The organism is Paraburkholderia dioscoreae (genome assembly GCF_902459535.1).
Taxonomy (GTDB): Bacteria; Pseudomonadota; Gammaproteobacteria; order Burkholderiales; family Burkholderiaceae; genus Paraburkholderia; species Paraburkholderia dioscoreae.
In genome coordinates this window covers 3151474-3163761 of the sequence record NZ_LR699554.1, presented here as the reverse complement: position 1 = coordinate 3163761, position 12288 = coordinate 3151474, and the positions used below count along the sequence as shown (strand labels likewise).

Annotated in this window: 11 protein-coding genes; 9 read left to right on the top strand and 2 right to left on the bottom strand. The window is 62.1% G+C overall.

What is annotated here, in order from left to right; translation table 11 throughout:
• Positions 1-119 precede the first annotated feature (119 nt).
• Positions 120-1361, top strand: a complete 1242-nt coding sequence (locus PDMSB3_RS34265) for an acyl-CoA dehydrogenase family protein (protein ID WP_165189378.1) — start codon at positions 120-122, stop codon at positions 1359-1361.
• A gap of 117 nt (positions 1362-1478) precedes the next feature.
• Here PDMSB3_RS34265 and PDMSB3_RS34260 read toward each other — a convergent pair whose 3' ends face one another.
• Together PDMSB3_RS34260 and PDMSB3_RS34255 are read right to left on the bottom strand one after the other, a co-directional pair.
• Positions 1479-2594: a sigma-54 interaction domain-containing protein gene (locus tag PDMSB3_RS34260; protein ID WP_157187726.1), complete on the bottom strand. Its 1116-nt coding sequence runs from the start codon at positions 2592-2594 to the stop codon at positions 1479-1481.
• The gene (locus PDMSB3_RS34255) at positions 2591-3754 is read right to left on the bottom strand and encodes an acyl-CoA dehydrogenase family protein (RefSeq protein ID WP_165189375.1); all 1164 of its coding nucleotides are present in this window, start codon (positions 3752-3754) and stop codon (positions 2591-2593) included. Before PDMSB3_RS34255 ends, PDMSB3_RS34260 begins: the two co-directional genes overlap by 4 nt.
• Positions 3755-4359: 605 nt before the next feature.
• Here PDMSB3_RS34255 and msuE point away from each other — a divergent pair.
• Genes msuE through PDMSB3_RS34215 form a run of 8 tightly spaced genes read left to right on the top strand, consistent with a single transcriptional unit; the run spans position 4360 to position 12242 of the window.
• Positions 4360-4941: an FMN reductase gene (gene msuE / locus PDMSB3_RS34250; protein ID WP_165189372.1), complete on the top strand. Its 582-nt coding sequence runs from the start codon at positions 4360-4362 to the stop codon at positions 4939-4941.
• A gap of 27 nt (positions 4942-4968) precedes the next feature.
• Positions 4969-6072: a dimethylsulfone monooxygenase SfnG gene (gene sfnG / locus PDMSB3_RS34245; RefSeq protein ID WP_007178340.1), complete on the top strand. Its 1104-nt coding sequence runs from the start codon at positions 4969-4971 to the stop codon at positions 6070-6072.
• A gap of 2 nt (positions 6073-6074) precedes the next feature.
• Positions 6075-7220, top strand: a complete 1146-nt coding sequence (locus PDMSB3_RS34240; protein ID WP_165189369.1) for an AMP-binding protein — start codon at positions 6075-6077, stop codon at positions 7218-7220.
• Between the two features lie 18 nt (positions 7221-7238).
• Positions 7239-8018 (top strand): ABC transporter ATP-binding protein, encoded by a 780-nt coding sequence (locus PDMSB3_RS34235; RefSeq protein ID WP_007178338.1) that lies wholly within the window; start codon positions 7239-7241, stop codon positions 8016-8018.
• A 13-nt stretch (positions 8019-8031) separates the two neighbouring features.
• Positions 8032-8913: a branched-chain amino acid ABC transporter permease gene (locus tag PDMSB3_RS34230; protein WP_007178337.1), complete on the top strand. Its 882-nt coding sequence runs from the start codon at positions 8032-8034 to the stop codon at positions 8911-8913.
• A gap of 8 nt (positions 8914-8921) precedes the next feature.
• Entirely contained in the window at positions 8922-9989 is a 1068-nt protein-coding gene (locus tag PDMSB3_RS34225) for a branched-chain amino acid ABC transporter permease (protein ID WP_007178336.1), read from the top strand.
• Positions 9990-10047: 58 nt separating this feature from the next.
• Positions 10048-11409: an ABC transporter substrate-binding protein gene (locus PDMSB3_RS34220; protein WP_007178335.1), complete on the top strand. Its 1362-nt coding sequence runs from the start codon at positions 10048-10050 to the stop codon at positions 11407-11409.
• A 2-nt stretch (positions 11410-11411) separates the two neighbouring features.
• Complete coding sequence (locus PDMSB3_RS34215; RefSeq protein WP_007178334.1) at positions 11412-12242, top strand: ABC transporter ATP-binding protein; 831 nt, start codon at positions 11412-11414, stop codon at positions 12240-12242.
• Positions 12243-12288 lie beyond the last annotated feature (46 nt).

The window sequence follows — 12288 nt, the reverse complement described above, 5'->3', positions numbered from 1 at the left end:
TCCTCATTCATCAAGGCCGATAGACGGTTAGCGCGATGGCATATCTTGTGCTCTCTGTTCTTCATGACGGGAGCCGGATCGCTCCGCCTCATTCCACACATCGACCTTGGAGCTGGCGCATGACAGCACGAAACCAACACGAAACATCGCCACTTTCACGCGGTACCGACTATGAACAGCTGGCCGCCAGATTCCGCCCCATCTTCAACCGGATTGCAGAAGGCGCGCTCGAACGCGAACGCACTCTCGCATTGCCGCACGAGCAGATTGCCTGGCTGAAGGCTGCCGGCTTCGGCGCGGTCAGAGTACCGATCGAGTACGGCGGCGCCGGCGCGACGCTTCCGCAACTCGTGCAGCTACTGATCGAACTGGCCGAGGCCGACTCGAGTCTGCCGCAGGCGTTGCGCGGCCATTTCGCTTTCGTCGAGGACAGGATTAATGCCGCGCCCGGCGCGGCGCGGGACAAATGGCTCCAGCGCTTCGTAGCGGGTGAAATAGTCGGCAATGCGTGGACCGAAGTCGGCGAAGTCAAGATAGGCGACGTCATCACGCGCGTCTCGCGCCGCGGCAACCAATGGGTCGTCAACGGAACCAAGTATTACAGCACGGGGAGCATCTTTGCCGACTGGATCGACGTCTACGCGCAGCGCGACGACAACGGCGCGGATGTCATCGCCGCAGTGAATACGCATCAGGCCGGCGTCAAACAAAGCGACGATTGGGACGGATTTGGCCAACGTACCACCGGAAGCGGGACCTCCGTGTTTGAAAACGCCGTGGTCGAAGAAGAGAACATCATCGACTTCTCTACGCGCTTCAAATACCAGACGGCGTTCTATCAACTCGTACTGATCGCCGTGATCGCGGGTACGGGACGCGCGGCATTGCGTGACATCTCGCGTGAGGTGCGCAATCGCACCCGGATCTATAGCCACGGCAACGCGCCACGCGTTAGCGAAGACGTTCAGGTTCAGCAGGTGGTGGGGCAGATCGCGGCGCGCGTGTACGCTGCGGAGGCTGCGGCAGTGCGCGCGGCAGAGCCGTCGCAAAGAGCGTACGAAGCCCGCTTCGGCGCGGACCGTGAGGCCGAACAGGCTGCAAACGTGGCGGCCGAAATAGAATCCGCAAAGGCGCAGGTGGCTGTGGCAGGTCTGATTCTTCAGGCGACGACCGATCTGTTCAATGCGCTCGGCGCGTCGGGCGTCAGCGAAAGCAAACTATTGGACCGGCACTGGCGGAACGCACGCACAGCGGCATCGCACAATCCGCTTATCTACAAGGAACGGATCATTGGTGACTGGGAAATCAATGGCAAGGAGCCGCCCTTCGTCTGGCAGATCGGCAACAGCAGAGCAGTGTGATCTGATCCGGTTTCGCGGTTAGCACGCAGTGTCATGTGGGCCGGTCTTACGGTCGGCTCGCTTATCGGTTCAACGGTGCAGAAAATGACGTATCGGCCCCGCCAGATGCAATTGCGCCTATTTCTGCGCCGAAATCTGTTTGGCGCGAATCAGGCGTGCCCGCAGCACGTTGCGGCTGATGCCCAGCAGTCGTGCCGCCTGAATCTGATTCCGGTAGCAGAAGTCGAACGCCACACGCATGACGGTATCTTCGATCTGTTCGAACAGGTTGCCTTCCGCGTTACCGAAAAGATGACGCAACGCCTCCTCCAATCCTTCAAGCGGTGTAGTCGAAACCGGCTCGCTGGCTGTGCGTCGCGGCGCATGCGTTCCGAAGGACGAGATCTGCAGATCGCCCTCGCCGAGCGAATCGCTGCGGCACACCAGTAACGCGTAATGGATGACGTTTTCAAGCTCGCGAATGTTGCCGGGCCAGCTATGCGCGAGCAGCTTGCGCTCGGCGCGCGGTTCGATGCCGACAGGGCCGTAGCCCAGGCGGTTCCGGTACTCTTCTATGAAATACCGGGCGAGCGGCAAGATATCGCCGGGCCGGTCGCGCAACGTAGGCACCGCCAGATGCACGACGTTCAGGCGATAGAACAGGTCCTCCCGGAAATGTCCCGCCGCCACCGCGTCCTGAAGATGCACATTGGTGGCGGCCAGAACGCGTACGTCGATCGGAATGCTCCTGCGTGAGCCGAGCCGCACGATCTCCCGCTCCTGCAGCACGCGCAGCAGTTTGACCTGCATCGAGAGCGGCAGATCGCCGATTTCGTCCAGAAACAGCGTGCCGCCGTTGGCCGCTTCGAACCAGCCGGGTTTCGCGCAGAACGCGCCGGTGAACGCACCTTTCTCGTGGCCGAACAATTCGCTTTCCACCAGCGACTCGGAAAACGCGCCGCAGTTGACCGCCACGAACGGCCCGTCCTTGCGGGCACTGAGGTTATGCACGTGGCGCGCAACCAGTTCCTTGCCGGTACCGGTTTCGCCGATCACGAGCACGTTGGCGTCGCTCGGCGCCACCATGCGAATCCGTTCGAGCAGTGCCAGCGATTGCGGGTCCGAGAAGACCTGTGCCGTGGCGCGAATGGAGGTGGTCAGCGCACGCTTGTCGGGCATGGTCAGCAACGGCGGCGCATCGGTTCGCACTACGGTTGGCCTGTCCGTTATCCCGTGATTGAGTGAATAGTTCATGAGTAGAAGCTCGGCGTCGGATATCGTTGCGTCAGGGCCCATTCGCCGATTTCTCTAAGCTTGTAGGCGAGGGGGTCGTGGAGCGTATGGGTGCGCAAGTTTCGCCAGTGGCGGTCCAGCCTCAGTGCGCCATGCGTCGCGCGCGCGCCGGCTACGTCGAACATGCGGGTACAGATATGGAGCCCGATTTCAGTGGCGGCGACTTTGGCCGTGGCGACCGCCAATGCGACTTCGCCGCGCTCGGCATCGGTCAGCGCATCCTGCTCGCTCCACGCGGCGTCGAAGCGATCGGCGGCGCGGTCGGTCAATAATCGCGCCGCTTCGAGGCCCGCCCAGAACTCACCGTACTGGCCGAGAATATAAGGATCCGCTGAAGTGGTTTGCACGCCGGACGCATGCCACGGACGCGCCTCATGCAATGTGTAGTGGCGGGCATCGTTGAATGCGCTTTCGCCGATGCTGAGATAGATATTCGTCAGGATCAATTGCGCGAGCAACGGACGCAGGCACGCAAACGGCGTCGACAATGGCCCAGGGTCGGTCAGAATCTCGTGATTCTCCACTCGCACCTTTTCCAGCGTCACCGTGCCGCTATCCGTTTGCCGCTGACCGATGTTATTCCAGTCCTCCGCGACAGAGATACCTGTGCGCCCGGTCGGTACTGCCGCGACCAGCAACGTTCCTGTCCCGGCGTCCCGCGCGGACGCGATCAGCATTTCGGAATCGAGCGCGCCGGAGCAGAAGCTCTTCTGTCCAGTGAACTCCCGCCAATCCGCGTACGAGTGGCTGACGGCCCGTTCATCGAGCGGATTTAGCGCGTTCCCCCAGAACCATTGATGGCGGGCAGTCTGCTCGAACCACGCGCGCCACTGCGGCGGCGAGCCGAACAGCCGCACGGTCGCCAGCATCAGATGATGAAAGCCGAAGACGTGGCCGAGCGAACTGTCGGCACGGCCAAGCGTGCGTATCACGTCCAGAGTCTGCCGCCAGTTCGCACCGAGACCGCCGTGCGCTACGGGAATGCTCATGGCGAGCAGACCGCTGGCGCGCAGTGCGTCGCGTTCGGCTTTCGGTGTTCCGCCCTGCGCGTCGCGCTCGGCGGCCGTCGTGGCAAACGACACCGCGAGCCGCTGCGCGATCCGCAGCGGTGTTTCAGTCATCGGGGCTGTCTCTGTGCCCGATAGCAGGGATGCCGGGGCGTCCGGCAGTAGGTAGGTCGAATTCATAGGGATAAAGACACTCGCTGTGCTGCTGGCGGGCGTGGACCATCATGTGTCGGCCGATGGATGTGGAACGGCGTCGCTCAGAGTTGCTTCCTGAGAGACGTATTCTGACGATCTGCCGCAACTTCGGATGCATTTTGTTGTGGTAACCAAAGTCGAATTGCTGATTACGCAGCAGCGTCGTTATGGATGCTGCCTCTGCATCAGCATTCCGGCATGGAGCTACTCGGGGAGGCATACATGTCGGAATACTGAACACCTGCATGCGTGTATTCGACACCCGGCGCTGCTGCTCCAGCAGCAGCGCTGAGGCCATATTGCTTCACCAGCTTCATACGTCAGGCTGCAATGGTTCCATGCCATCGCGATATGCGGCCGGCCAACATTCTCAAACGGTTATGCCCTTTGGTTTGGCGCGCAATCCGGTTAAATCGGCCTGCTCGTCCCGGGCAGCGTGCGTCCGCGAAAAACCGGATGGCATGGTCTTCGCTAAACAGGCTGCAGTCCCGATTAATTCGCTATCGATTGAAAGGATTGTTCGAATGAGCAACAGATTGAAAGTGGTCGCGGTCTCCGGTGGATTGCAGCGGCCGTCACGCACTCTGGTGGTGGTCGAACGTGTGCTCGCCGCACTCGGCGACGCGGTGCCAGTCGACACGCACCTCATCGAGCTCGGTGAGATTGCGCCGGGTCTCGCCGGCGCGGTTCGTCGCGCGCACGTCCCGGCTGACGTCGAAGCACACATCGAGGCGATTGAATCGGCCGACTTGCTGATCGCGGCGAGCCCGGTCTATCGGGCGTCGTATATGGGACTTTTCAAGCATCTGTTCGATCTCGTGCATCACGAGGCGCTGTTCGATGTGCCGGTTCTGCTCGCGGCAACCGGCGGCAGCGATCGTCACGCGCTCGTCATCGATCATCAGTTACGTCCGCTGTTCAGCTTCTTTCAGGCACGCACGCTGCCGATCGGCGTGTATGCGTCCGAGGCCGATTTCAGCGGCTATGCGATTTCCAATCCTGCACTGGAGGAGCGCATTCAACTGGCGGTGTCGCGCGCGCTGCCGTGGCTGCACGCGGGCCGCCTGCCCGCTTCGTTTCCGCGAGCCGCAACAGCGGCTGCATAAACCCTTCACTCAATCATCAGGACCACCATGAGCCAGAACCACTCTCACGACGACGCCGTCAAGTTCGCCTACTGGGTGCCCAATGTCAGCGGCGGCCTTGTCGTCAGCACGATCGAACAGCGCACCGACTGGAGTCTCGAGTACAACGAGAAACTCGCGCAGACCGCTGAACAGGCCGGGTTCGAATACGCGCTGAGCCAGATCCGTTTCACTGCCGGCTACGGTGCCGAATTTCAGCATGAGTCGGTTTCGTTCAGTCAGGCCCTGTTGCACGCAACGACCAGACTCAAAGTCCTGGCGGCGATTTTGCCGGGCCCGTGGCACCCCGCTGTTGTCGCCAAACAACTGGCCACGATCGACCATATTTCAAATGGCCGCATTGCGATCAACGTGGTAAGCGGCTGGTTCAAGGGAGAGTTCACGGCGATCGGCGAGCCGTGGCTCGAACACGATGAACGCTATCGCCGTTCAAAAGAATTCATTCAGGCGCTCAAAGGCATCTGGACGCAGGACAACTTCACGTTCAAGGGCGACTTCTATCGCTTCAACGATTACACGCTGAGTCCCAAGCCGATCCAGAAGCCTCATCCGGAGATCTTCCAGGGCGGCAGTTCACGTGCCGCGCGCGATAACGCCGCCAGCGTGTCCGACTGGTACTTCACCAACGGCAATACTCCGGAGAACCTGAAAACCCAGATCGACGACATCCAGGCCAAGGCGACCAAAAACAATCACAAGGTGCGCATTGGCGTGAACGCGTTCGTGATCGCGCGCGATACCGAAGAAGAAGCCCAGGCGGTACTCGCCGACATCATCAGGCACGCGCACGTCGAAGCCGTGCATGCGTTCGGCGACGCCGTCAAGCAGGCGGGCCAGGCATCGCCGGAAGGTGAAGGCAATTGGGCCAGGTCGAGTTTCGAAGACCTCGTGCAATACAACGACGGCTTCCGCACCAATCTCATCGGTACGCCGCAGCAGATCGCCGAGCGTATCGTCGAATTGAAATCGGTGGGCGTGGATCTCGTGCTGACCGGCTTCCTTCATTTCATCGAAGAAGTGGAGTACTTCGGCAAACGGGTCCTGCCGCTGGTGCGCGAGCTCGAACGCAAGCAGCAGGCGAGAGCCGCCTGATCATGGCGAACCCACAGCCGTCGACGCTACCGGACTGGCTGCGCCATCAGGCGCAGCACCGGCCGCATGCCGTCGCCTTGCGCCATAAACGGCTGGGCGCATGGCACGCGTTGTCGTGGCACGAGGTGGCTACGGCGGTCGAACAGCTGGCAGCCGGTCTCGCACAACGCGGTTTTGCGGCGGGCGACGCGCTGCTGTTCGTCAGTCATCCGCGCGAGGAGGCGTTGCTGTTGTCGCTCGCGGCGCAGTGGAACGGCGGCGTGGCGATACCGCTCGACCCGCACCTCTCCGATGAGGCGTTGCGCGCCGTTCTCACGCATCTTGCCCCACGCTTCGTGTTCGCCGAAGACGACACCCAGGTGGATCGTTTGCTGGCGCACGAAGGCTTGCGAGTGATCGACGCCAACCCGCGCAATCTGACGCCACACCCGCATCCCGCCGTGACCGACTATCGCACACTGGCGATCCCGCATGAAGGCGGCTTCGCTTCCGTTGCCCAACCTCACGACGACGCCTTCGCGTTGGTGCGTCTCGACGCTGACCGGCAACTCGTCGCGCAGCGTCTGTCCCATGCGACGCTGGCACAGGAAGCGCAGCGGCTCGTCGGCACGGAGAAACTGGGCGCGGACGACGAAGCGTTTGCCGCACGCGCATTCGCCGCTGCCTCTCAGGCGCGCTACCTGATCGCGCCCTGGCTGCTGAGCGGCTTTCGCCTGAATTTTCCGGAGTCGCTCGCGACCCGCGACAACGATCGCCGCGAACTTGCGCCGACGCTGGTGGCCGGCACACGCGAAACCTACGCGCGGGTGGCTCAACTCGTCGACGACCGTTTGCCGGGCGCACGCTCCTGGCGGCGGCGCCTCATCAACCGGGCGCAGCGCAGGCAGGGCGGCCCGCTTTTGCGCGTCTTGACGTGGTGGTTCATCAGCCGGCCGTTGCGTGAAGTAATCGGCTTTTCGCGCACGCATGCGGCGCTCGTCATCGGGCCGCCGCTCGACGGGACGACCGCCGCGCTATTCGCCGCATTACGTGTGGACGTGCGCGCGTGGCCCGATACCGGCGAGTGGCGGCGCATCGAGCATCGGCGTGAAGCACCGGCACACCAGCGCCACGCGGCGGACGGCGCGGCGGAACAACCGGCGTATTGATGCATGACTGAACATTCCATGACTACGTCTTCCAACGCGCTGTTATCGCTCGATCACATCTCGCTGTCTTTCAAAGGCGTGAACGCGATCACCGATATCAGCTTCGCGGTGCGCGCGGGTGAAATCTGCGCATTGATCGGCCCGAACGGCGCGGGCAAAAGCTCGCTGCTCAATGTCATCAACGGGGTCTATCAGCCGCAGCGCGGCAGCGTGCATTTCGACGGCCACGCCTATCGGCGGATGAATCCGTATCACGCCGCGCATAGCGGTATTGCGCGCACGTTCCAGAACATCGCGCTGTTTCGCCGTATGAGCGTCCTGGACAACGTGCTCACCGGCCGCAATCTGCACCGGCGCAGCACGTGGCTCGAACAGACCTTGAACGTAGGCCGCGCGCGCAGCGACGAAACGGTGCAACGCAGCTATGCCGAGGTGGTGATCGACGCGCTCGACTTGCAGCGTTATCGGCACACCACTGTCGGCACGCTGCCTTACGGTGTGCAGAAGCGCGTTGAACTGGCTCGTGCCCTCGCCGCCGAGCCGCGTCTGCTGCTGCTCGACGAGCCGATGGCCGGTATGAATGCCGACGAAAAGCACGTCATGGCCGGCTACGTGCTCGACGCCAACACGCAATTCGGCGTGACCGTGGTGCTGATCGAGCACGACATCGGCGTGGTCATGGGTCTGTCGGATCACGTGGTCGTGCTCGACTACGGCAAGAAGATCGCCGACGGCGCACCCGCCGAGGTCCGCAGCAACCCGGACGTGCTCGCCGCCTATCTCGGCACCCGTCATTGAGAGACTGGAGATTATGGGATTTTTCCTCGAAGTGCTCGTAGGTGGTTTGCTGGCGGGCGTGATGTATTCGATGGTCGCGATCGGTTTCGTGCTGATCTATAAAGCGTCCGGCGTGTTCAATTTCGCGCAGGGGTCGATGGTGCTGTTCGGCGCGCTCACCTACGTGAGCCTGGTCGAGCGGCATGTCAAGCCGGTGCTCGCGTTCGGCGTGACCCTCGGCGCGCTCGTGCTGATTGCCTTGCTGATCGGCCGTCTCGTACTGCGCCCGCTGGTCAGCCGGCCGCCCATCGTTCTGTTCATGGCGACCCTGGGTCTGAGCTTCATTCTCGAAGGTGCCGCGCAGCTGTTCTGGGGCGCGCAGGTGCACGGACTGGATCTGGGCATCGACGACAAGCCGCTGAACGTCGGCGGCATCATGATCAGTCAGTTCGACATCTTTGCCGCGGCCACCGCCGGCGTGCTGGTGATCGGCCTTTCGCTATTGACCAACCGTACGCGGCTCGGGTTGTCGCTGCGCGCGGTCGCCGACGACCCACTTGCGGCACTGGCCATCGGCGTACGGCTGCCGCGTGTCTGGGCGATCGTCTGGGCGCTGGCGGGCTTCGTCAGCCTCGTGGCGGGGCTGCTGTGGGGCGCGCGGCTCGGCGTGCAGTTCTCGCTGTCGCTGGTCGTGCTGAAGGCGCTGCCGGTGTTGATCATCGGCGGGTTTTCGTCGATCGGCGGGGCGATTGTGGGCGGTCTGCTGATCGGCGCGTCGGAGAAGCTCGCCGAGGTGTATGTGGGCAGCCTGCTCGGCGGCGGCATAGAAAACTGGTTTCCTTATCTGCTCGCCATGCTTTTCCTGCTTGCGCGGCCGGTCGGTCTATTCGGCGAACCCGCCGTCGAACGCGTGTGAGGCCGCTTATGTCATCTCCTGACACTACGCTGAGCGCTCCGCGCACGTTTAAACCGTACCCACAGCAACGGCCGCTGCTGAAGGTCTGGCTTGCTGCGGTTCTCGTGCTGATCGCTTTCGTTGTCGTGCCGGTATTCGGCAACGACTACTGGCTCAACGCGATTCTGATTCCGTTTCTCGTGCTCTCACTGGCGGGACTGGGTCTGAACCTCGTCACCGGCTATGCGGGACAACTCTCACTCGGCTCCGCTGCCTTCATGTCGGTCGGCGCGTACGCGACCTACAACCTTCTGGTGCGAGTGCCGGCCTTGCCGCTGGCCGTCGATCTACTGCTTGGCGGCCTGATTTCGGCCGTTGTCGGTGCGCTGTTCGGCTTGCCGAGTCTGCGGATCAAGGGCTTTTATCTGATTGTCTCGACTCTGGCCGCGCAGTTCTTTGTCGAGTGGATCTTTACGCGGGTGAGCTGGTTTTCCAACGACGATACCTCGGGCGTACTCAGCGCGCCGCGCCTGACTGCGTTCGGCTGGAAGATCGATACGCCCGCCGCGCGATACCTGTTCGTGCTGGGCGTCACCTCTGTGCTGTTCATTCTGGCAGCCCGTCTCGTGCGTAGCGAACTGGGCCGGCGCTGGATGGCCGTGCGCGACATGGACACTGCCGCGCGCGTGATCGGCATTCCCATCGGCCGGACCAAGCTGCTCGCATTCGCATTGAGTTCGTTCGTGACCGGCATTGCGGGCGCGCTTTGGGCATTCGCTTATCTGGGCACGGTCGAGCCGCACGGTTTCGATCTCAACCTGTCGTTTCAGGTTCTGTTCATCATCATCATTGGCGGCATGAGCAGCATCGGCGGGAATTTTCTGGGCGCGGCCTTCATCGTCCTGCTCCCTATTCTTCTCTCGAACGCGGCCGGCGCGCTCGCTACCGTCGGTATCGAAGCCGGCCAGTTGCAGAACCTGCAGAAGATCCTGTTCGGCACGCTGATTATCGTTTTTCTGATCAAGGAGCCGGACGGACTCGCAAGACTGGTCCAGACCGTGCGTAATCGTCTGCGTGACTGGCCGCTGCGCGCATAGCACTCATTTCTCTCGTCGCTTTTCAAATCACCGCTTAACCATTCAAGGTCCACACAGCATGAATTTCATCGACTCCTTCAAAAGGCGCGGGACGGTGTCGCGCGTGGCGGCTGCCGCGAGCCTGACGCTTGCGCTCACCGCTGCATTCTTATCCACCGCTCAGGCTGCGGGCGAGGAATACTTCCCGCTGCAAAGCTACCGCGTCGGCCCGTATGCGGCGGGCGGCAGCGGGTTCTTTGGCGGCTTCATCGACTATATGAACCTCATCAATAAGCGCGATGGCGGTGTCAATGGCGTGAAGCTGACCTGGAGCGAATGCGAAACCGAATACGTCGTGGAAAAAGGAGTGGAATGCTATGAACGGCTCAAGAGCGGGCTGAACGGCGCACCCGCGGCGGCGACCAATCCGCTGTCGGTCGGTATTGCGTATGCGACGCTCGACCGGTCGACTGCCGATAAGATTCCGCTCATCACGATCAACCACGGCCGCACGGATTCCACCGACGGCGCTGTCTTTCCGTATGTCTTTCCGCTGCAACTCAATCCGTACAGCGAAGTCTCCGCGATCGTCAATTACATCGGCCAGCAATCGGGCGGGTTGAATCAGCTCAAGGGCAAGAAGATCGTGGTGCTCTACCACGGCTCGCCGTACGGCCGTGAGACGATTCCCGTGCTGGATGCACTCGCCAAAAAGTACGGCTTCGAACTCACGCAGATCGAAGTGCCGCATCCGGGTAACGAGCAAGGTTCGCAGTGGCTCACCATTCACCGGATCAATCCGGACTGGGTGATTCTGCGCGGCTGGGGGGTGATGAATCCGGTCGCGTTGAAATCGGCGCAAAAAGTGGGCTTTCCTGCCAATCACATTATCGGCAACATCTGGAGCAATTCGGAAGAAGACGCGCGGCCGGCAGGCGACGCCGCAAAAGGCTTCATTTCGATCACGACGCATCCTTCAGGTACCGACTTCCCCGTCATTCAGGCCATCAATCAATATGTGATCAAACCGGGGAACGGCAACCTGAAAGACCCCGCGCGCTTCGGGACGGTGTACTACAACCTCGGCGTGGTCAACGGTATTCTGAATGTCGAGGCGTTGCGCGTGGCACAGGCAAAGTTCGGCAACAAACCGCTCACCGGCGAACAGGTACGCTGGGGCTTCGAGCATCTGAATCTCGACGACGCGCGTCTCAGGCAACTGGGTGCGTACGGGCTGGTTCAGCCGTTGAAACTCTCGTGCGCCGATCACGAAGGCGGCGGCGCCGTACGCTTCCAGCAATGGGACGGCCAGCAGTGGAAAGTCATTAGCGGTTGGGTTCAGGCAGATCGTGCGCTGCTGCGTCCGATCATCGAGAAGTCGGCCAATGCGTACGCCAGGGAAAAAGGCATTACGCCGCGCGATTGCAGCAAGGATATCTGAGCATGAGTGCCGCCCCGATTCTGCAGGTCGAAGAAATCGCCGTGACGTATGGCCAGCTCATTGCGGCCTTGCGCGGTGTTTCTCTGACGGTGCCGGCCGGCGCCATTGTCGCGTTGCTGGGCGGCAATGGCGCCGGCAAGACCACTACGCTGAAGGCTATCTCGAGCCTGATACGTGCCGAGCGAGGCGAGCTGACCTCTGGCCGTATCGCGTATCGTGGCGATGCGATTACCGACGCCGACCCGTGGACGCTCGCCGGGCGCGGGCTCGTGCAGGTATTGGAGGGGCGGCGTTGTTTTGCGCATCTGTCCGTCGAGGAGAATCTGCGGCTGGGCGCTTTCGTACGGCGGCCAGGACGGGCTGACCTCGAGGCGGACCTCGAGCGCATCTACGGGATTTTTCCGCGGCTCAAGGAGCGTCGCAGGACGCTTGCGGGCTATACGTCCGGCGGAGAACAGCAGATGGTCGCGATTGGCCGCGCGTTGATGGCGCGGCCTGCGCTGGTCCTGCTCGATGAGCCGTCTATGGGACTCGCTCCGCAGATCGTTGAAGAGATCTTCGAGATCGTGGCGGCCCTCAATCGGGACGATGGCGTGAGCTTCTTATTGGCCGAGCAGAACGCGGCGATTGCGCTGCGCTATGCCCAATCCGGGTACGTGCTCGAGAGTGGCCGGGTAGTCGCGCAAGGCAATGCGCGAACGCTGCTGGAACTCGATACCCTGCGGGATGCGTATCTGGGGAGCGGGAAATCCGCTGTTGACGGACCGCCGCACAGGTCGCGCCGTTTGCGGACTCTGCGTGCAGTCCCGGACGCCGGGGCGGCACTCGGGTGAGATGCTGCGTATCAAGCGTCGGTGAAGATGAACAGACCCCTCCCGC